Source organism: Streptomyces sp. NPDC004539 (genome assembly GCF_040610055.1).
Lineage (GTDB): Bacteria > Actinomycetota > Actinomycetes > Streptomycetales > Streptomycetaceae > Streptomyces.
In genome coordinates this window covers 102,451-123,087 of sequence record NZ_JBEXLS010000005.1, presented here as the reverse complement: position 1 = coordinate 123,087, position 20,637 = coordinate 102,451, and the positions used below count along the sequence as shown (strand labels likewise).

At 73.4% G+C, this 20,637-nt stretch carries 16 protein-coding genes; 7 read left to right on the top strand and 9 right to left on the bottom strand.

All coding sequences use genetic code 11. The features are described from left to right. Positions 1-24: 24 nt before the first annotated feature. Positions 25-825, bottom strand: a complete 801-nt coding sequence (locus ABZX85_RS12300) for a glucose 1-dehydrogenase (RefSeq protein ID WP_355865669.1) — start codon at positions 823-825, stop codon at positions 25-27. Positions 826-1,073: 248 nt separating this feature from the next. Between ABZX85_RS12300 and ABZX85_RS12295 the strand changes: the two genes are divergently transcribed. From ABZX85_RS12295 to ABZX85_RS12280, 4 genes are all read left to right on the top strand, one after another. Further along, positions 1,074-1,835 carry an SDR family oxidoreductase gene (locus tag ABZX85_RS12295; protein WP_355865666.1) on the top strand — a complete coding sequence of 254 codons (762 nt, stop codon included), beginning with the start codon at positions 1,074-1,076 and terminating at the stop codon, positions 1,833-1,835. A 1-nt stretch (position 1,836) separates the two neighbouring features. Next, the gene (locus ABZX85_RS12290; protein WP_355865663.1) at positions 1,837-3,450 is read left to right on the top strand and encodes a helix-turn-helix domain-containing protein; all 1,614 of its coding nucleotides are present in this window, start codon (positions 1,837-1,839) and stop codon (positions 3,448-3,450) included. A gap of 229 nt (positions 3,451-3,679) precedes the next feature. After that, positions 3,680-4,852: an amidohydrolase family protein gene (locus ABZX85_RS12285; RefSeq protein ID WP_355865660.1), complete on the top strand. Its 1,173-nt coding sequence runs from the start codon at positions 3,680-3,682 to the stop codon at positions 4,850-4,852. Positions 4,853-4,914: 62 nt separating this feature from the next. Further along, positions 4,915-7,389: a S8 family serine peptidase gene (locus ABZX85_RS12280; RefSeq protein ID WP_355865658.1), complete on the top strand. Its 2,475-nt coding sequence runs from the start codon at positions 4,915-4,917 to the stop codon at positions 7,387-7,389. Here the strand turns inward: ABZX85_RS12280 and ABZX85_RS12275 are convergent. Beyond that, positions 7,314-7,811, bottom strand: a complete 498-nt coding sequence (locus tag ABZX85_RS12275; RefSeq protein ID WP_355865655.1) for a MarR family transcriptional regulator — start codon at positions 7,809-7,811, stop codon at positions 7,314-7,316. The two genes, ABZX85_RS12280 and ABZX85_RS12275, sit on opposite strands and share 76 nt — an antisense overlap. A 111-nt stretch (positions 7,812-7,922) precedes the next feature. On the opposite strand from ABZX85_RS12275, the gene ABZX85_RS12270 reads away from it, so the two are divergent. Beyond that, the gene (locus ABZX85_RS12270; protein WP_355865653.1) at positions 7,923-8,444 is read left to right on the top strand and encodes a DoxX family protein; all 522 of its coding nucleotides are present in this window, start codon (positions 7,923-7,925) and stop codon (positions 8,442-8,444) included. Here the strand turns inward: ABZX85_RS12270 and ABZX85_RS12265 are convergent. Both ABZX85_RS12265 and ABZX85_RS12260 read right to left on the bottom strand, forming a co-directional pair. Next, the gene (locus ABZX85_RS12265) at positions 8,441-9,445 is read right to left on the bottom strand and encodes a LacI family DNA-binding transcriptional regulator (RefSeq protein ID WP_355865650.1); all 1,005 of its coding nucleotides are present in this window, start codon (positions 9,443-9,445) and stop codon (positions 8,441-8,443) included. The two genes, ABZX85_RS12270 and ABZX85_RS12265, sit on opposite strands and share 4 nt — an antisense overlap. A 69-nt stretch (positions 9,446-9,514) precedes the next feature. Further along, on the bottom strand, positions 9,515-12,103 hold the full coding sequence (locus tag ABZX85_RS12260; protein WP_355865647.1) for a glycoside hydrolase family 78 protein: 2,589 nt from the start codon (positions 12,101-12,103) through the stop codon (positions 9,515-9,517). Between the two features lie 176 nt (positions 12,104-12,279). Here ABZX85_RS12260 and ABZX85_RS12255 point away from each other — a divergent pair, with 176 nt between their 5' ends. Beyond that, entirely contained in the window at positions 12,280-13,185 is a 906-nt protein-coding gene (locus ABZX85_RS12255; RefSeq protein WP_355865644.1) for an AraC family transcriptional regulator, read from the top strand. Between the two features lie 82 nt (positions 13,186-13,267). On the opposite strand, the gene ABZX85_RS12250 is transcribed toward ABZX85_RS12255, so the two are convergent. Then, a complete protein-coding gene (locus tag ABZX85_RS12250) occupies positions 13,268-13,837 on the bottom strand; it encodes a TetR/AcrR family transcriptional regulator (RefSeq protein ID WP_355865641.1) in 570 nt (189 codons plus the stop codon). 130 nt (positions 13,838-13,967) lie between these two features. Here ABZX85_RS12250 and ABZX85_RS12245 point away from each other — a divergent pair, with 130 nt between their 5' ends. After that, on the top strand, positions 13,968-14,675 hold the full coding sequence (locus tag ABZX85_RS12245) for an alpha/beta hydrolase (RefSeq protein ID WP_355865639.1): 708 nt from the start codon (positions 13,968-13,970) through the stop codon (positions 14,673-14,675). Positions 14,676-14,787: 112 nt separating this feature from the next. Here the strand turns inward: ABZX85_RS12245 and ABZX85_RS12240 are convergent, their stop codons facing one another. From ABZX85_RS12240 to ABZX85_RS12225, 4 genes are all read right to left on the bottom strand, one after another. Next, positions 14,788-15,822, bottom strand: coding sequence for a LacI family DNA-binding transcriptional regulator (locus ABZX85_RS12240; protein WP_355865636.1), 1,035 nt, complete (start codon positions 15,820-15,822; stop codon positions 14,788-14,790). 31 nt (positions 15,823-15,853) lie between these two features. Beyond that, positions 15,854-17,182: an MFS transporter gene (locus ABZX85_RS12235; protein WP_355865634.1), complete on the bottom strand. Its 1,329-nt coding sequence runs from the start codon at positions 17,180-17,182 to the stop codon at positions 15,854-15,856. 63 nt (positions 17,183-17,245) lie between these two features. After that, positions 17,246-18,421 (bottom strand): glycoside hydrolase family 43 protein, encoded by a 1,176-nt coding sequence (locus ABZX85_RS12230; RefSeq protein WP_355865632.1) that lies wholly within the window; start codon positions 18,419-18,421, stop codon positions 17,246-17,248. A 35-nt stretch (positions 18,422-18,456) separates the two neighbouring features. Further along, positions 18,457-20,628 (bottom strand): hypothetical protein, encoded by a 2,172-nt coding sequence (locus tag ABZX85_RS12225; protein WP_355865630.1) that lies wholly within the window; start codon positions 20,626-20,628, stop codon positions 18,457-18,459. Positions 20,629-20,637 lie beyond the last annotated feature (9 nt).

Genomic DNA, 20,637 nt, shown 5'->3' with positions numbered 1-20,637 from the left:
CTGGTGCTGTTGGAGGGGCGAGGGTCACTGGGACGTCATGCCGCCGTCGACCGCGACGACGCTGCCGGTCATGAAACTCGCCTCGTCGGAGGCGAGGAAGAGCGCGACGTTGGCGATCTCCCGGGGGTGTCCGGGGCGCCCGATGGGCTGGAACGAGTCGATGGTGTCGTAGACGTGGTCGAGCCCGCCGAGCAGCTCCGCGTGCGCGTGGTTGATCGGGGTGTCGACCCAGCCGGGACAGATCACGTTGCAGCGGATGCCCTGCTTGACGTAGTCGAGCGCCACGCCCTTGGTGAGCATCACGCTCGCGCCCTTGGACGCCGAGTAGACGGTCAGGAACGGTTCGCTGACCAGGCCGTTGACGCTGGAGATGTTGACGATCGAGCCGCCGCCCTGCGCGAGCATGTGCGGGATGACCGCCCGGCAGCCGTAGAGCTGGCCCTTGACGTTGACGTCGAGGGTCTTGTCGATGACGTCGTCGGGGACCTCGTGCAGGAGCCCGGGCAGGTTGACGCCGGCGTTGTTGACCAGGACGTCCACCCGTCCCCAGCGGTCCACGGCGGCCTGGACCATCGCGTCGACGGCCGCGCTGGAGGAGACGTCCACGGCGCGGCCCTCGGCCGTTCCGCCGGCCTCGGTGATCTCGGACGCGGTCTTGAGCGCGGTCTCCTCGGAGACGTCCGCGCACAGGACCAGCCCGCCTTCCTCGGCCAGCCGGTGGGCGATGGCCCTGCCGATGCCGGAACCGGCGCCGGTCACGACACAGACCCGGTCGGCCACGCGGCCGGGGGCGGGGGAGGGGGTGCTGTCGGGGGCATTGGCCATGGGCTCGACTTCACTTTCCTGGGGAGCGCGATCCGCACGGTGGGTTGTCCGATCGGACAACGACGGAAGCCATCCGTACGGGGTGATGCTCGCGGCCGGGCGGCCGACGGGGTCCGGCCTGCGGGTTCGCCGCGCGGGATGGCACAATGTTCGAGCGTTTCGCCCGCCCTGTCATTGGCCGATCCCCCAACGATGCGCGGCCGGATCGGTGGGACTCTCCGAAACAGGTCCGCCACGGGAGGCATGCGGTGATCACTCTGGACGGCAAGGTCGCGGTCGTCACCGGCGCGGCGAGCGGCATCGGGCGCTCCATCACCCGCGCGTTCGTCGCGGCCGGCGCGAAGGTCCTCGCCGCGGACATCGACGAGGCCGGGGTGCGGCGCACCGCCGACCTGTGCGACGACCCGGAGGCGGTCCGGCCGCTGCGCGCCGACGTCTCCGACGCGGACGACGTCGCCGCCGCCGTCGAGGCCGCCGAGGCGACCTGGGGGAGGCTGACCACGATGGTCAACAACGCGGCGCTCTCCATCCCCGGCAGCGTGCTGGACACCACCGTCGAGGATTTCGACCGCATGCTCGCCGTCAACCTCCGCGGCGTCTTCCTCGGCTGCAAGTACGCGGTGCCGGCCCTGCTGCGGGCGGGCGGCGGCTCGATCATCAACATGGGATCGGTCAACAGCCTCGTCGCCGAACCCGTCCTGGCCGGCTACACGGCGAGCAAGGGAGGCGTCCTGATGCTGACCAAGGCGGTGGCGCGGGACTTCGCCACCTCGGGAGTGCGCTGCAACTGCATCTGCCCGGGATGGGTCGACACCCCCATCAACCTCGCCCACGCCGAACGGATGGGCGGCATCGAGGCCGTCCGCGACACCCTGCCGTCCTGGCAGCCGATCGGCAGGGAGGGCCGGCCGGACGAGATCGCCTCCGTCGCCCTGTTCCTCGCCTCCGACCTGTCCACGTTCATGACCGGGTCGGCCGTCGTCGCCGACGGCGGCATGACGGCGATCTGACATGGCGACCCGACCCGAACCGGGGGCGGCGGGCCCCCGGCTGGAGACCGTGGCCGCCTCGCTCGGCGGCGACGTCCTGCGCGCCGTCCTCCTGCCCGAGCCGTCGCTCCCGGTCAGCGGGGTGCGCGTGCATGAGACGGGCTCCGTCCAGGACCCGGCGCGCAGCGAGATCGTCCTCGCCATCGGCACGGAGGACGTCACCGTGCTGGCGGAACTCCTGCGACGCCTGAGCGGCGTCGCCGCCGCCGTGGTCGCCAAGTGCCGGGCCCAGGACGACGCCGAACTGCTGCGGGCCGCCGCCGGACACGGCTGCGGCATCCTCGTGCTCAACGACGGCATCGACTGGTTGCAGGCGGTGGCCCTCCTCCAGGGCGAGATCGCCCGCCACACCGACGACCTGGGCACCGGGCCGGCCGAGGGGGCGGACCTCGTCCACGACCTGTTCCAGCTCGCCGACCTCGCCGCCGACGCGATCGGCGGACCGGTCACCGTCGAGGACCCCGCCGGCTGGCTGCTGGCCTACTCCAGCGACCAGGCCGGCGGCGACGCGGTGCGCGCGGAGACGCTGCTCAACCGGCGTGCCCCCGAGCGGTTCTCGCAGGCGCTGGCCGCCCAGGGCGTGCGGCAGGCCATCAGCCGCAGCGAGGCGCCCGTGGTGGTGCGCGGCGTCATCGAGGGCGCCGCCGACCGGCTCGCGGTGGGACTGCGCGCGGGAGGCTTCGCCCTGGGCTCCATGTGGGCGGTGACCGAAGGCGCCGACGACCGCCGGGTGGCGGCGTTCGCCCGCGCCGGCCAGCGCGTCGCCGTCCACCTGATGCGCCGCCGCACCGAGGCCCACCGCACCCATCACGTCGAGATGGAGCAGCTCGCGGTCCTCCTGCACGGCGGACCCACCGTCACGGGCTCCGGCGACTCGATCGACCTCCCCGACGGCACCCACTGGGTCGCGGCGCTCTCCATCGACCCGAGCGACCCGTCCGCCCGCGCCGTCGCCCGCTCCCGCCTCGAACACGGACTGGCCCTCATGCCCCGCGTCGGCGGCATGACCGTGCACGCCGGACAGCTCTCCAACCTCTGGTACCTCGTCCTGACCATGACCGGCGCGCGCGGCACCACCGTGGACACCGTGCGGGACTGGGTACGGGACCTCCTGGACGACGGACCCCAGGGCCCGTTGCCCGTCCACGCGGGCATCGGCTCCGCCACGGACGACCGCGCCGAACTGCCCCGCGCCCGCAAGGAGGCCGAACGCGCCCTCGCCGTCGCCCGCCTCGCACCCGACCCCGGCACCCCCCTCGCCTTCGAGGAGTGCTGGGCCCGCGCGGCCCTCATCCGGCTCCTCGAACCGACGACGGTCGCCGACCTGGACACCACCACACCCCTGTGGCGGCTGAGGCGCCAGGACGCCGCGCACAGCACGGACTACGTACCCACGCTGCACGCCTGGCTGGAACACCAGGGCAACGTCCGCACCGCGGCCGAGGCGCTGCACATCCACGCCAACACCCTGCGCTACCGGCTCGGCAAGATCGAACAGACCGCCGGCATCGACCTCGCCGACGCCAACACCAGGCTCGTCCTGTCCCTCCAGCTCAAGGCCACGCACGGCATGTGACCCGCCGTCAGGGGCGGCTAGCACAGGGCGTACGACAGTCAGCACGAAACCGACCTCGGGGTTCCCAGGGGTTCGTGAGAGTTCAAGCAGGTCGCCGCCCTCGCGGCAGGCCCGAACCCGTCGAATCGCCGCCGGACCCCGGTCGGCGCTCTGCCAGCATGGGCCGCCGTTCAGATGATCATCTGACGTCCGTTCCCATCACACGGCATTCGCCGGGAGGTCGGCCATCGTGCACTCAGGGCTTCACGCGCTACGGGCGGGACACGTCTTCGACGGCGGGGAGGTGAGAGGGCCGGGCCTGGTGCTGGTCCAGGACGGAGTGATCCGTGACGTGGACTTCACCGGCGCCGCACCACCGCAGCACGCGACGGTCGAGGACTTCGGCCCGGACGGCTGGCTGCTGCCCGGCCTCGTCGACGCGCACGTCCATCTGTGCTGGGACGCCGGCCCGGACGCCGTGGCCCACGTGACGTCGCAGGCGTCCGGCACCGTGCTGGAGACCGCGCGCGCCGCCGCGACGAGCGCGCTGCACGCCGGTGTCACCACCGTCCGGGACCTCGGGGACCGCGACTACCTCGCGGTGACACTGCGCGAGACGGTCCCGGAGACCGAGCGCCCCGAGATCGTCGCGTCGGGCCCGCCGATCACCACCCGGGGCGGCCACTGCCACTTCCTCGGCGGCGAGGCCGAAGGGGCGGAGGCACTGCGGGCCGCCGTACGGGAGCGTGCCGAGCGGGGCTGCGACGTGGTCAAGGTGATGGCCAGCGGCGGCAACATGACGCCCGGCTCCAGCCCCCTCCACCAGCAGTACGGCCTCGCCGACCTGCGGCTGATCGTCGAGGAGGCGCACCGGCTCAGGCTCACGACGGCCGCCCACGTCCACGCCGCGCAGGCTGTCGAGGACGTGATACGCGCCGGGTTCGACACCGTCGAGCACTTCACCTTCTTCTCCGCCGACGGCGTGAGCCTGCGCGAGGAGCTGCTGGACGAGGTGGTCCGGCGGGGCGTCTTCGTCAGCCTGACCGTCGGCACCCTGCCCGGATCACCGGTCCCGCCCGCCGTCGCGGCCCGCGAGAGCGCCCTGTGGGACCTCGCGGCCAAGGTGATCGCCTCCGGCGCCAGGGTCGTCCCCGGAACCGACGCCGGCATCGTCCCCGCCAAGCCGCACAGCGTCTACCCCCACGCGCTGGCCGAACTCGCCCGGGCCGGGATGTCCAACGTCCAGGTGCTGAGGTCCGCCACCGCCGAGGCCGCCGAAGCGGTCGGACGCGGCGGCGACAAGGGCGTCCTGCGCCCCGGCGCCCACGCCGACCTCCTGGTGCTCGGCAGTTCGCCGGTCGACGACATCGCCGCCGTCATGGACGTCCGCGCGGTCTACCGGGCCGGCCACCGCGTCCGCTGACACCGACGCCGTACACCCACCGCGCGGACCCGGCGCGGAAGTTTCGAGAAAACAGGAAGCACGTGATCCCCCACACCCCCCACGCCGGCCGCCTCACCGCCACGGCGGCCAGAGTGCTGGTCCCCCTCCTCGCCTGCGGCCTCGCACTGTCCTCGACCTCACCCGTCCGGGCCGCCCCGGCCGACCGCCCCGCCGCGCAGGCCGGAACGTCGTACCCGGCGGGCACCTACCTCGTGCAGCTCGCGGCGAGCCCGGTCGCGACGGACCACCGGACCGCGCCCCGCCCCGGACACCGCCTCGACACGGGCACCCGGGCCGTGCGCGACCACCTCGGCCGCCTCGCACACGAACGCGACCAGGTGCTCGACCGGGTACCGGGCATCAAGCCCCTGTACACCTACCAGTACGTCCTGAACGGCTTCACCGCCGAGCTGAGCGCCGCCGAGGCGACCAGGCTGTCCCGCTCGCCCGAGGTCACCTCCCTGACCCGCAAGGAGATCTACCCCCTCGCCTCCCACCCCACGAGAACACCGGTCGCCGTCCCCGACACCGCCGGGTTCCTCGGCCTCAAGGGCAGGGACGGCCTCTACTCCCGTGTCCCCGGCGGGCAGCGTGAGGCGGGTGCGGGAATGATCGTCGGCGTCCTGGACACCGGCATCGACCCGCGCAACCCGTCGCTGGGGGCGCTGCCCGAACCGCGCCCCGACGCCGCCGTGATCGCCGGGAAGTGGAAGGGCGGCTGCGATCCGGGCGCCGACCCCGCGCACCGGGTCACCTGCAACAACAAGGTGATCGGCGCGCAGTACTTCCGGGCCGGCGTCGACAGCCCCACGGACCGGGACTGGGCCTCCCCGATGGACGCCGACTCCCACGGCACCCACACCGCGACCACGGCCGCCGGAAACCTCGACGTCCCCGCGACCGTGCCGGGAACGGGCATCGCGGGAACGGTCTCCGGGCTCACCCCCGCCGCCCGGATCGCCGTCTACAAGGTGTGCTGGAGCGAGGGCTGCGACTCGACAGGGATCGTCGCCGCGTACGACAAGGCGGTGGCGGACGGCGTCGACGTCATCAACTACTCCGTGGGGGTCGGCAGAACCCTCACCGGCCCCATCGTCACCGCGATGTTCAACGCGGCGAAGGCGGGCGTGTTCGTCTCCGCCGCCGCGGGCAACGACGGACCCGGCACGGTCGAGCCCGTCGCCCCCTGGGTGACCTCGGTGGCCGCCTCCACCCACGACGTCGCGTTCCGCACCACCCTCACCCTCGGCGACGGCACCTCGTACACCGGCGCGGGCGTCGGCGCCTCGGCCGTGGCCGCCACCCGGCTCGTCGACGCGGCCCGCGCCGCCCGCGCCGGTGCCGACCCCGCACAGGCCGAACTGTGCAAACCGGACACCCTCGACCCCGCGTCCGTCGCGGGCGCGATCGTGCTGTGCCGGCGCGGGGACAACGCACGGGTCGACAAGAGCGCCCAGGTGAAGGCCGCGGGCGGCGCGGGCATGGTCCTCTACGACGCGACTGCGGGCGAGGCCCGGTTCGCCGACGTCCACGCCGTTCCCGGGGTGCACGTCGACAACGCGACCGGTCTCGCCGTCAAGGCGTACGCCGCCACCGCCGGGGCCACGGCCGGGCTGAGCGCGGCCGAGGCGACCCGGCAACCGGCACCCCGGATCGCGGCCTTCTCCGCAGGCGGCCCCGACCCGGTGAGCGGCGGCGACCTGCTGAAGCCGGACATCGCGGCCCCCGGCGTCGACGTCGTCGCGGGGACGACCCCGGGCGGCGAGGACGGCGCCTACACCGGCGAGCACGGGCTGATGTCCGGCACGTCGATGGCCGCTCCGCACATCGCGGGCATGGCACTGCTGCTGCGATCCCTGCACCCCGACTGGTCTCCCATGGCGGTCAAGTCGGCCCTGATGACCACCGCCACGACCGCCGACGACGATGGCGGGCCGATCCGCCGCGAGGACGGCACGCCCGGCACCCCGCTGGACTTCGGAGCCGGTCAGGCACGTCCCTCCAGGGCCGACGACCCGGGGCTGGTCTACGACTCGACGTCCGCCGACTGGATCGCGTACGTCTGCGCGCTGGGCCACAGCCCGGTGACGGGCGACGGGAGCGACGCCTGCGCGACCGCGCGGAAGACCGACCCGAGCGATCTCAACCACCCGACCGTCTCCGTGGGTGACCTGACCGGCCGCCAGAGCGTGTCCCGCACCGTCACCAACGTGGCGCGGTGGCCGTCCGTCTACACCGTTGCGGTCGACGCGCCGCCCGGCTTCGACGTCACCGTCTCACCGCGCCGGCTCGTCGTCGCGCCGGGCGCCTCGGCGACGTACACGGTCACCTTCACGCGCACCGACGCCGCCTACGGGGCGTGGGCGTTCGGTTCGCTGACCTGGCGAGACGGCCGGGGGCACCAGGTGCGCAGCGTCACCGCCCTGCGGGCCGGAGCGGCTCAGTCCCCGGCGGCGGGGTGGTACTGGCGCAACTCCTCGTGGTCGGGGGCCAGATCGGCGATGACGGCCCCGTAGGCGGCGGCGACGGCCTTGAGCTGGGCCGGGGTGATCAGGGCGACGAAGTGGTCACGGACGTCCGCGAGATACCGGGGGCGGGCGTCCTCGAACGCCTTCAGGCCGGCGTCCGTGAGCACCACGTACCAGGACCGGCGGTCCGTGGCGAGGCGTTCGCGGACGACCAGGCCCCGGCTCTCCAGGCCGTCGACCAGCCGGGTCAGCCCGCTGCGGCTGTAGACCACGGAGCGGGCGAGCGCCGCCATCGTCAGGCGGCGCTCGGGCGCCTCCCACAGCGTCGCCAGCATCCCGTAGTCGATGAGGGACAGGCCCGCGTGTTCCCGCAGACCGGCGTCCAGGTGGTTCACCAGCAAGGGGTGCCCCTTGAGCAGCGCGAGCCAGGCGCGCTCCTGCTCGGCGTCGAGAGTGCTTTTGTCTTCCACGCATGAATGATACGACGCTAAATGGTTGCCGCCACAAGTAGCTCTATGTGTATAGTTCGCATGCGAATCATCACCATGAAAATCATCGACGCCCGGAGAGGCAGACCACCCATGACCAGCACCCTCCGCACCACCCCCGCCACCACCTCGAACGCCTACGACGCCGGACTGCTCCTGATCCGGCTCGTGCTCGGCGTCACCATGGCCGCGCACGGCACCCAGAAGCTCTTCGGATGGTTCGGCGGCGCCGGGCTCGAAGGCACCGGCCAGTTCTTCGCGATGAGCGGCTACCCCGCCGCGCAGACGATGGCCCTCGTCGCCGGTCTCACCGAGACCCTCGGCGGACTCGGCCTCGCGCTCGGACTGCTCACCCCGCTCGCCGGAGCCGCCGTCGTCGGAACGATGATCAACGCGACGGCCGTCAAGTGGGGCGGCGGCTTCTTCGCCCCGCAGGGCGTCGAACTGGAACTCCTGCTCGCCGCCGTGGCGGCCGGCCTCACCCTCACCGGCCCCGGCCGCCTCGCCGCCGACCGCGCCCTGCCCTGGCTCCGCGCCCACCGCCTCACCCACGGCACCGCCGCCCTGACCCTCGGCGCGGTCACCGCAGGCGTCGCCCTGCTGATCCGGGCCTAGGTCGAGCTGCGTTCCACGAGGTGGGGCGGGAAGACGAGGCGGCGGTGCGTGTGGTCGGGGTGGTCCTCGTCGAGGAGGAGTTCGGCGGCGGCCCGGCCGAGGGCGTAGCCGTCGACGTGGACCGTGGTGAGGGGGACGCCGGCGGTCGCGGCGGAGTCGATGTCGTCGTAGCCGACGATCGCGAGGTCGTCGGGGACGCGCAGCCGCGCCCGCGAGGCGGTCTGGAGGACGCCGAGCGCGAGGAGGTCGTTGGCGCAGAACACGGCCGTGGCCCGCGCGCCGGCCGTCAGGAGCTGCTCGGCCGCGCGGTGCCCCTGGTCCACCGTGAACGCGGTCGTGTGGATCACCTGGAGGCCGTCGGCGGCCCGGCCCGCCCGCTCCAGCGCCCGGCGCGCCCCGGCCAGCCGGTCCACCGACTGCCGCATGTGCGCGGGGCCGGTGACGAAGGCGATCCGCTCGTGCCCGCGCGCCATCAGGTGCGTCACCGCCGCGTCCCCGCCCGCGACGTCGTCCACGGCGACCGAGCACACGTCGGGCAGGGCCTCGGAGTTGTCGAGGAGGACGACGTGCAGACCGCGCTCACGCAGCCCCGCCAGCCAGGCACCGCTGACCGAGGCCGGGGTGATCAGGAGGCCGGCGGCGTTGTGCTGGCACAGGAGGTCGACGTACCGCCGCTCCTTCTCGGGCCGGACGTCCGTGTTGCAGAGGGTGACGGCCCGGCCGGCGGTGTGCAGGAGGTCCTCCGCGCCGCGCGCCATGTCCGTCATGAAGGGGTTGCGCACGTCGAACAGGAGGAGCCCGACGAGGCTGCCCCGGCTCCCGCCGAGCTGGCGGGCCGCCGCGTTGGGGACGTAGCCCATGGCGTCGATGGCGTGCTCGACCCGCTCACGGGTGGCCGGCGCCACCCGCTCGGGACGGTTCAGGACGTTGGAGACCGTGGCGATCGACACCCCGGCGCGCAGCGCGACGTCCTTGATGCCGACGCCGCCGACCGCGCTCATCTCCCGTGCCCTTCGGCCGTCTTCGCCCCCTGCATGCCGGTGATTGTAACGCTTCAATCTCGGTGGCGGTCACGGTGGCGGCCAGGGCAGGGTGCGCCGGTGGGTGCCGCTGCCGAGGTGTTCCCGCAGGCCCGGCAGGTCGAGGTCGGCGGTGGTGTTGGGCGGCACCGTGGCCTCGACGGTGAGCAGGCCGTCCGCGAGACGCCAGCCGACGCGAGCGTCTCCGTACGGAGTGAGGTGCCGGGCCTCGGCACGGGTCAGCCCCCCGCCCGGCCGCGGGGCGACGCGCAGCCGCCGGTAGCCGGGCTCGGCCGGGGCCAGGCCCGCGACCGTGCGGTGCAGGAAGTCCGCCACGGCACCGAGGGCGTAGTGGTTGAACGACGTCATCTCCCCGGGGTTGACCGTCCCGTCCGGCAGCAGACTGTCCCAGCGCTCCCAGACCGTGGTGGCCCCCTGCGTGACCGGGTACAGCCAGGACGGGCACGCGCGCTGCGTCAGCAGCCGGTACGCCGTGTCGTACTGCCCTGCCTCGGCGAGCGCGTCACAGATCTCCGGGGTGCCCGCGAACCCGGTCGCGATCCGGTCCCCCTCCAGGGCGACCAGCTCCGCCAGCCGCCGGCCGACGGCCTCGGCGGTCTCCGCGTCGGGCAGCAGACCGAAGCGCAGGGCCAGCGCGCAGGCGGTCTGGGTGTCCGAGGTGGGCCCGCCCTCAGCCGTGAGGTACGTACGCCGGAACGCGGCCCGCGCCTCGTCCGCCACGGCGTCGTAGCGGTCCCGGTCGGCCTGTTCCCCCAGTTCACCGGCTATCCGGGCCAGGGTCCGGGCGGAGTGCGCGAAGTACGCCTGCGCGACGAGGAGGGGATCGGTGCGGGCCTGCCACGGGTCCTCCGGGGGCGCCGCCGGATCGAGCCAGTCCCCGAGCTGCCCCCTGCGGCGCCAGACACCGTCCGCGTCGCACTCCGAGGCCACCAGGTCGATCCAGGCGCGGGCGCTGTCGTACTGGGCACGCAGGACGCCCCGGTCCCCGAAGCGGCGGAAGAGGGTCCAGGGCACCAGGACCGCCGCGTCCCCCCACACGGCCGCCGGCCACGCCGGGGTCCAGTGCGGGAGCGGGATCGCGGGGACGACGAAGGGGACGGTGCCGTCGGCGTCCTGGTCGTGGGCGAGGTCGGCGAGCCAGGACGTCAGCAGGCCGGCGCAGTCGTGGAGGAAGGACGCCGTGGGGGCGAAGACCTGGATGTCACCCGTCCAGCCGAGACGTTCGTCGCGCTGCGGACAGTCCGTGGGGAGGTCGACGAAGTTGCCGCGCATGCTCCACACCACGTTCTCGTGCAGCCGGTCGAGCAGCTCGTCGGACGACCCGAACCAGCCGGTGCGCCGCATGTCCGTGTGCACCACCTGCGCGGTGACGTCCGCCGGGTCGAGCTCCCCGGGCCAGCCGGTGACCTCGACGTACCGGAAGCCGTGCAGGGTGAACCGGGGCTCCCACACCTCGGGCCTCCCGGCCCCGCGCAGGACGTACGTGTCGGTGGCGTCGGCGTAGTGCAGCGGGCGGGTGTACAGCTCCCCGCCTTGCAGGACCTCGGCGTGCCGCAGGGTGATCGTCGTACCCGCCGGGCCCTGGGCCCGGAGCCGTACGCGGCCCGCGAGGTTCTGGCCGAAGTCGAGGATCGTCCGCCCGGTGGGGGAGGTGAGGACGCGTTCCGGGGAGCGGGCTTCGACCCGGCGGACGGGCGGGCCGGTGGGGGCGCACAGCACCGAGCGGTCGAAGTCCAGTTCACGGACCGGCTGCCAGCCGGCGGCGTCGAAACCGGGACGCGACCAGCCGTCCGGCTCGGCGCGGGCGTCGTGGCGCTCACCCTCGTACAGACCGGACGTCAGGATCGGGCCGTGGGCGCACCGCCAGCCGTCGTCCGTGCCGACGGTCACCCGCGTGCCGTCGGCGCACTCGGCCTCCAGTTGCAGCAGCAGCCCCGGCTGCTCGCCGTAGATCTGCGTCCGGCCGCCCCGGATGCCGAACCTGCCGCTGAACCAGCCCTCGGCCAGCCACACCCCCACCGCGTTCGCGCCCTCGCCCACCAGCCCGGTCACGTCGTGGGTGGCGTAGCGCAGCCGGTGGTGGTAGCTGGTCCAGCCCGGGGCCAGCACCTCGTCACCCACCCGTACGCCGTTCAGCTCGGCCTCGTACAGGCCCTGGGCGGTGACGTACAGGCGGGCCCGCACGGGCCGGGAGGGCAGGGTGAACGACGTGCGCAGCATGACGGGGCGCCGCAGTTCCGGAACCGCCGGAGCGATCATCGCGGCGGTGAAGTCGCCGGGGGAGAGCAGCCCCGCTTCCAGCTCCAGGGCGGGACCGAACCCGGAAGACGTCCCGTCCCGGCCCCAGACCCGCACCCGTACGGTCCGCCGCTCGCGCGAGGTGAGCGCCGGCGCGTCGCCGGGCCACGGCACCAGCACGGAGTCGCCGCCGGTCACCCGGCCACTGCTCCACGCCGGACCGTGGGACGGCCGTATCTCGATCTCGTAGGCGTCCTGGAGCCAGTTCTCCGGGGCGGACTCCACGGTCCAGGACAGCCTCGGCCGGTCCTCGCCGATGCCCAGGGCGCTCGTGCGGTGTTCCACGGCGGGGGCGGAGACCGTCAGGGGGGTTGCGGACATGGTGCGGCTCCCGCCTCTCCAGTAAAACGCTTCAATCCGGTGGGCGGTGTCACCGTAGGAAGCGGATCACCCCTCCGTCAAGCAGGAGGAAGCCCTTGACAGGGCAGCGGGCGAAACCTAGCTTCGGCGGTGATTTGAAGCGTTTCACACAATCGACCGAAGGTGTGTCCGGCCCCATGGAACCGCCGCCCACGGCCCAGGCGCGGGGCCTGTTCTCCCTCACGCACGGAGTGCAGGTCTACGCCGGGCACCACCTCATGGAGGACGCCTTCGCGCCGCACACCCACAGCTTCGTCGAGGTGGTCGTCGTCACCGCCGGCGAGGGGGAGCACCACTCCTCGGCCGGGCGGCACCGGCTGAGAGTCGGGGACGTCATGCTGCTGCGTCCGGGGCCGTGGCACGGCTACGAGAACTGCCGGGGCCTGGATCTCTACGTCTGCTGCTTCGGCGCGGAACTCCTGCTGCGGGAGCTGGAGTGGATGCGGGACGACCCGCTGCTCGGGCACCTGCTCTGGACGGGACCGCGCTCGGCGGACCGGAACGGCCTGCTCGCCCTGCGCCTCGGCGAGACGGCCCTCCAGGAGTGCCTGCGGCATCTCGACGCCCTGAACACGCTGCGGCACGCCCCCGCCCCGCAGCGCCGGGGCGACCTCATCGGCCACCTCACCCTGTTCCTCGGCGTGCTGGCGCGGGCGTCCGCCGAACGCAGTCCGAACGGGCGGCCCGGCGCGCGGACCCCGCCGGTGGTGGTCCGGGCCATGCGGCTGCTGGAGTCCCGGTACGCGCGGCCCTGGACCGTGGCCGAACTGGCCGGTGAGCTGCACGTGTCCGCCGGGTATCTGGCGCGGCAGTTCAAGACGGCCACCGGACTGCCGCCGATGGCCTACCTCTCGCAGTACCGGGTGGAGACCGCCGCCGCGCTGCTGCTCCGCACCGACCTGCCGGTCGGGCACGTCGGCCGCGAGGTCGGCTGGCCCGACGCGAACCTCTTCGCCCGCCGGTTCAGGGCGCACGCGGCGATGAGCCCGTCGGCTTACCGCAGGCGCTTCACCTCTGGGGAGGGGGCGGGCGGGGTGGGGTGAGTGGGGGCCGCCGAGAGGGGTCGACGTGGGGTGAGCGGGGGCCGCTAAGGAGGGGGCGGTGTGGGGTGAGCCCGGGGCGCCGTCAGCTCTTCCCCTCGGGGAACACCTCGTCCACCGCCCGGCGCAGGGTCTCGCGGACGTTGCGGGCGTTGTCCAGCTCGGCGGCCTGGAAGGCGCCGTCGTGGAGGAGGACCAGGACGCGGGCGGCGTGGTCGGGGTCGGGGTGGTCCATGGCGGCGGAGAGGTCGCGCAGGACGCCGGAGAGCCAGGTGCGCTGGTCGTCGATGACGGCGCGGACGGGGTGGGCGCGGTCGGGGTACTCGGCGGCGGCGTTGAGGAACTGGCAGCCCCGGAAGCCGTCTTCGAGCGTGGCGTCACCGAGGACGGCCATGACCGCGCGGACCGCCTCCCGGGGCGGCTTCCCCTCACGCGCCTCGGCCACCGCCGCGCGGATGTCCTGGGCGGTCGCCGTGAGGTACGCGGAGACCAGGTCGTCCTTGCTGGGGTAGTGCCGGTAGAAGGTCGCGCGGGTGACCTTGGCCTCGGTGACCAGGCGGTCGATGCCCACGGCCTGGATGCCCTCCGCGTAGAAAAGGCGGGACGCGGTGCGCAGGAGCCGGTCCTTGGGGTGCGGTTGCGAGGCGGTCGTCATCCACCCATCGTAAGGAAAGACCGGTCGTTCCGGATCGTCGCCCACGTCACGTTGCAGCCCGCAGAGAGAACGACTAGTCTCCCTGGATAGAAAGACCGATCGTTCTCCCTCTCTGGAAGGCAACACAGCCATGAGCACCACCCCCACGATCGTCCTGGTCCACGGCGCGTTCGGCGACTCCGGCATGTGGCGCGGCGTCATCGCCAAGCTCCAGGCGCAGGGCTACGACACCCTCGCCGTGGCGAACCCGCTGCGCGGCCTGGAGTACGACGCCTCGTACGCCGCGACCGTCGCGAAGTCGGTGGAGGGCCCCGTCGTTCTGGTCGGTCACTCCTACGCCGGCGCGATCATCACCCGTGCCGCGCGGGACGCGTCGAACGTCGAGGGGCTCGTGTACGTCGCCGCGTTCCAGCCCGACGAGGGCGAGAGCTGCCTGGAGAACGCGGGCCGTTTCGAGGGCGCGAAGATGGGCCCGGACACGACCGTCGCCTTCGAGTTCGAGGGCGAGCCGGAGCTGCGCATCCTCCCCGAGCACTACCAGGACGTCATCGCCGGTGACCTCCCCGCCGAGGTCACGGACCTCCTCGCGGTCACCCAGCGCTCGGTACGCGTCCAGGCCCTGACGGCCGAACTCTCCGGCACCCCCGGCTGGCGCACCCTCCCCTCGTGGGCCGTCGTCGCGACCCAGGACAACGCCATCCCCGGCGCGGCCCAGGAGTTCATGGCCGAGCGCGCCGGCTCGACCATCACCCGCGTCGAGGGCTCCCACGCGGTGTCCATCTCGCAGCCCGACGCCGTGGCCGACGTGATCATCGAGGCGGCCAAGGCCACCCGCTGACCTTCGACGGTCCACTCGTGCGCCGCCCCTCCGCGACCCCCGGGTCCGGCGGCGGTGGCGGCGCCGTCGTCCTCGCCGCCCGGGGCACGCACAACACGTGACGCGGCCCCGCTCAAAGGCCGGCGCCCGCCGAACGGCACCCCCCGGTCGACTCCCGCACCACCAGCTCGGGCCGCAGCACCACATGGCGTGGCTCCCGGGGCCCGCCCCCGCACGTGTCCTCGACGAGCAGGCGACCCGCGTGCAGCCCCATCGCCGCGGCGGGCCGGGCGACCGTGGTGAGGGGGACGACGGCGGAACCCGCGAACTCGATGTCGTCGTGGCCGACCAGCGCGATGTCGTCGGGGATGCGCAGCCCCGCCGTGTACAGCGCCTGCATCACACCGAGCGCGAGCAGGTCGTTGGCGCAGAGGACGGCCGTCGGCCGGTCGGCGAGGGCCAGGACGCGGTGGCCCGCTTCCCTGCCCGCGGCGACCGTGAGGCCGTCGCAGGACAGCTCCCGCAGAGCCGTCGGCGCGAGACCGGCGGCGGTGACCGCGGCGCGGGCCCCCCGGCGCCGGTCCCGGATCTGCTGGAGCCGGTCCGGCCCGCTGACATGGACGATCGACCGGTGCCCCCGCTCGACGAGGTGCCGGACCGCCAGCCGGCCGCCCGTCACGTCGTCGACCCCGACGGAGGACGCGCCGGGCTGCGGCGCGTGCTGGTCGGCGACCACGAACGGGACGGCGTTGCGCCGGAACGCGGACACCGTCGTCCCGATCCCCTCCCCGCAGGAGAGCACCGCGCCCCGGACCTGGTGCGACGACATCAGCGCCATGTGACGCGCCGACTCGGCCGGATCGCGCGCCCCGGTGCACACCATCACGCTCAGGCCGGCCTCCCGGGCGGCCCGCTCCACGCCGGAGGCCAGCGCCGCGAAGAACGGGTTCGTGAGGTCGGGGACCATGACGGCCAGCACCCGGGAGGCGCTCTCGCGCAGCCGCGCCCCCTCGGCGCGCACGTATCCCAGGGAGTCGATCACCGACAGGACCCGGGTACGGGTCGTGGCGGCCACGATCTCCGGGCGGTTGAGCACGTTGGAGACGGTGCCGAGCGACACCCCGGCCTCCCGCGCGACGTCCTTCACACCGATGATCCGGCGGCCCATGTCTGCCCTCTCCTGGCTCGGAACGGCCGCTCTAGTGGACCGACTTGACGCGGGTGGCGATGACGGACCCGCCGAGGAGCGTGAAGGTCGCGGCGATGAAGTACAGGAGGGTGTAGTTCTTGCCGCCGTCCGCCGCGATCAGCAGGACCAGGGGCGCGATCAGCGGCGCCAGCCCCTGCGCGAGAGTCGTCGAGAAACCGTAGATGCCCGAGTAGCGCCCGGCGCTGGTCTCCCGCTCCGGGAGCACGTCCAGCATCACGGCCTGGTCGACCGTCGCGAACAGGCCCAGCCCGAGGTTCCCGAGGACCGCCCCGGCGATGATCACGGGCAGTGAGGGCGCCAGCGCCATGGTGACCGCGCCGGTCGCGAACACGCAGGCGCCGATCAGCACGAACACCCGCCGCCTGCGCAGCCGGTCCGAGAGGAACCCGCCGCCGATCGCGCCCAGCATGGTGGCGAAGACCCCGGCGCCGCCCAGCACCGCGACCGTGCCCGCGACGTCCTTCACCCCCACACCCGTCCGCGCGGCCAGGAAGAACGCCGTGAACGTCGAGGTCAGCGTGAGCCCGAACATGAACAGGAACTTGCCCAGCCAGTTCCACGCGAAGTCGGGGCTGCGGCGCGGGTCGAACACGTAGGCCGCCGCCAACGCGCGGACGCCGAGCCGCTCCCGCGGCAGCGGCAGGTCACGGCTGTCCGGCTCGTGCACGAAGCGGACGAAGAACACCATGGACACGGCCCCCACCGCGCCGGGCACCAGGAACATCAGCAGACCGCTCCCCGACAGCGCCCCGGCGAGGAGCGCCCCGCTGACCGGGGCCAGCTGCTGGACGACACCGGTGAGCGCGGCGACCCTGCCCCGCTGCTCCTCGGGCAGCCGGTCGGCCTGCGAGGCGGTCAGCAGCCCGAGGACCGTCCCCCACCCGACCTGCGCCAGCATCCAGCCGAGCGCGAGGACGAGCACGGTGGACGCCAGGGCCATCACCAGCAGCGCGACGAGACCCACGGCCGTCCCCGCGATCAGCAGCGGGCGCCGGCGGCCGAGCCGGCTGCGGGTGCGGTCGCTCAGCATGCCGAGCAGGGGGGCCGTCAGGATCGCGGTGACACCGCCCGCGCCGGTGAGATAGCCGAGGTACTCCTCGTGGCCGGGGGCCAGTTGGTCGACCCGGATGGCCAGGGAGATCGCCATCGGGGTGACGATCGCCATGAACACCCCGAAGACGGCGAGGACCATCAGCCAGACGTAGGACTTATCCGCTTCGGGGAAGTCCTGTTCGGTGGAGTCCTGTTCGGCTTCGAGGGAGTCCTGTTCGGCCGGGGCCTTGAGGAGGGGATCGGCCGGGGGAGGGGACAGTGTCATGGGGACCTCGTGTCGGGGCGGGGAGGGAGGGGAGGGAGCGGAGAGAGGGGAGGGCGGGCGAGGTCACAGAGAGGTCGGGGTGTCCTCGATGGTGAGCGTGGTGCCGTGCTCCACGAGACGCCGGACGACGGCCCGTTCGTCGGGGGTGGTGTTCGGCTGGTGCAGGGTCAGGGCGAGCGAGCCGTCGCCGAGCCGGAAGACCATGCCGTGGCCGCCGTCCGCGGGCCACAAAGGGTGCTCGTCCTGCGTCCACGGGCCCGTGACCAGCCCCGACGCGGAGTGGGCGAGGCCCATCGCGTACCCCTGTTCGCCGTGGCTGGACCAGAGCATGACGAGGTGTCCGCCGCCGAGCCGGAAGAGGAACGGCCCGTCGGTGACGTACGCGGGGAACGCCGTCGTCACCCCGGGCAGCGGCTTCGCCCAGGGGGCGTCCGAGGCGTTGAAGAGGAGGACGGGGGTGCCGGTGGTGTGCCGGAGGTCCTCGGCGAGGCGCTGGGCGAAGACGGCGCCGTCGTGGATCTGGGTCCACTCGTGGCAGTACACGATCCAGGGCGCGCCCGACTCGTCGACGTGCAGGGTTCCGTCGAGGCACTGCCACTTGCGCGGGGTGACGGCTCCCTCGCTCCACGGGGTGAACGGCCCCTGGGGCGTGTCACCGGCGAGGATCTGCGTGCCGCGGTAGCCGTCCGGGGCGGTGAAGGTGGCGAACATGTACCAGCGGCCCCGGTACGCGTGGACCTCGGGCGCCCAGAAGGAGCCCTCGCTCCAGAACCCGGCGGGCGGCCGGAAGGCGGCGAACGGGCCCTCCCAGTGCCGGAGATCGGTGCTGCGGTAGGTGTCGAAGCCGGTCCCGGGACCGTCCCAGATGTTGGGGTCCGTGCTGCCGTAGAGGTGGTAGACGGAGCCGGCCGGGTCGTGCAGGACGAACGGGTCGCGGATCTGGATGCCGTCGAGCGTCAGGCCCCGGCGCACCGGGCGCGGGACGTCGGCCGGGCCGGCCGGCTCGTCGGAGGTGACGAGCCGGCCGCCGTTGACCGCGCGGACCAGGTCGTCGACCTGAGGCCGCGTGATCTTGCCCTGGCTGAGTTCGACGAGCCGGTCCAGGGAGAACACCCGGGCCGTGCCGACCTGGGAGGCGTCCTGGCCGAGCCGGGTGAGCAGGTCCCGGACCAGCGGGCCGCCGGCCGGGTCCGCCAGCCAGTCGCCCAGGGTGCTGCGGCCGGTCAGTGCTGCGCTCATGCGTGGTTCCTTGTCGTCGGGTGCGGGCGGCGGGGTCACGGCCACGGGGTGAAGCCCTCGTGGCGCACCGACCAGCCCTCCGCCGGGAAGCCGGGACAGTCGCCGTCCGACCCGTCCCAGCCGGCGGCCATGAGGGAGACGGCCGCGAGGAGCGAGCCGTTGGAGGGGAGGTAGACCGGCAGGAGGCTGCCGATCTGCGGGGTGTGGCCGGTGGGCAGCCACTGGTTCTTCGGGGTGTCCATGAGCAGCGCGTCCACCGCGAGATCGGGCCGGCCGACGCGGGTCGCGGTCATCGCCATCACGGGGAAGTCCCAGCCCCAGGCGCTGTTCCACTCCCAGTCGGCCCGGACGTCCTGGAGGGTCGCCGCCATGACCTCGGGGTCGACGAGCGGGGTGCCCGGTACGACGCCGAGCGCGCACAGCAGCGCCGGGTGGTCGTCCCGCTTCAGGTACGGCTCGGTGGCGATCGCGGTGTAGCGGCCGTCGCGCCGGTGGGGGAGGGCCAGTCCGTCCTGGACGCGCTGCCACCCCTTGTCCCGCTCACGTCCGGAACGCTCGCGCCAGCGCTGGGCGATCTCCAGCCCCCACCACCAGTAGGCGAGTTCGAAGGTCGGGTCCTCCGTGGACGTCGCGTCGTAGAACTCCTGCGCGGGCAGCAGCGGCGCCGGCAGATGGTACGTACCGTCGCGCTCCTCGACGAAGGACGCCATGAACGCGGCCGTGTCCTCGACGAGTTCGGCGAACCGCGACACCAACTCGCCGTCCGGGCGGGCGCGGTGGAGGAGTTCGATGAGATAGAGGGGGTGCGGCTGCTGCCAGACGAGGAACACCCCGATGTCCGAGGGGCTTTCGCGGCCGTCGGGGCCGGTCTGCTTGGGCCAGCGCGCGCCGTCGTAGCGCTGGCGGCGGGCGGTGGCGCGGGCCTCGGGGAGGATCGACAGGTACCAGTCCAGGCCGCGTTCGAGGAGTTCGGGGCGGCCCCACGTGGCGAAGTGGGCCGCGTGCCACCAGTGCATCTCCAAGTGGTGCTTGCCGTGCCAGGAGTTGGTGATCAGACCGGTCTCCTGCGGCGGCAGGGTGCCGGAGCAGTTGACGGCCGTGAGGTACTGCGAGAGCACGACCCGGCGTTCCAGCTCGGCGGCCCGGGGGTCGGTGCTGCCGTCGAGGTCGATCGCGGCGCCGGAGGTCCAGAAGTCCGCCCAGTGCGCGGCCGAGGCTGTCGCGAGGGAGGCGAAGTCGGCGCCGGGGGAGGGGAGTTCACCCTCAGTGGCTTCAGCGTCCGGAGCTTGGCCGTCCGGAGTCTCCCCGTCCGGGGAGAAGGCCGCGACGAGTTCCAGCGTGTCCGAGTCCGTCGTCAGCAGGAATTCGTGCGGGTTCCCCGTCGGCCGGACGGTCCCGGCCGACCAGGTGAGGCGGACGGTGTACGTCGTGTCGTCGACGGTCCGGCGCAGCACGCACCCGGTGCCGGTGACCTGGTCGAGGTCGGTGCGGTGGCGTTCCGGCGCGGTCCAGTCGCTGGTCTGGAAGAAGCCGTCGCTCGCGTAGGGGAAGCGCAGGACGACGCCGGCGAGGCCGTCGGCGAGCAGCGCGGACTCGATCCGGAAGGCGACGCGGGCCCCTCGCGGGTCGGCGACGGTCGTGACGGCCGTCTCCTGGCCGGCGTAGGTGAAGCGGCTGCCGACCGTGCCGGTCCACAGGTCCAGGCACTGTTCGGTGTCCCGCAGCGCCTCGGGACCCGTCTCGGGCTCCGCGTCGGGCGCGGGGCGCAGCAGCAGACCGATCCGGCCGAGGTCGAGCCGCTGCGGGTTGGCGCTGAGCCAGGCGCCGGGCCGCATCTCCTCGGGCAGGTCACCGCCCATCATCGCGGCGATCCCGAACCTGTCGGGGTAACTCACCGTCCCCCGGGCCGTGTCGTGCTCGGACATGGCGTCCGGGAGCGTGTAGCCCCCGGGGTTGGGCATGGCGTGCCAGCCCCACGTGCTCATGGTCGCGGTGTTCACGGCGAGCCGGCGCTCCGCCATCGCGGCACCCTGGTCGTGGTGGGCCGGGAACGACTGCATGCCGGTGATGTCGCAGGAGTAGGCGAAGTCGCCGTTCCCGACGGTGAGGACGTGGGCGGGGTCGGACTCGGTCAGCCGGACGGTGTGCCGGCGGACCAGCGATTTCCTGTCGATCAACGGGTGTTCCTCCAACGGACGTTCCTTCAAGGGGTGTTC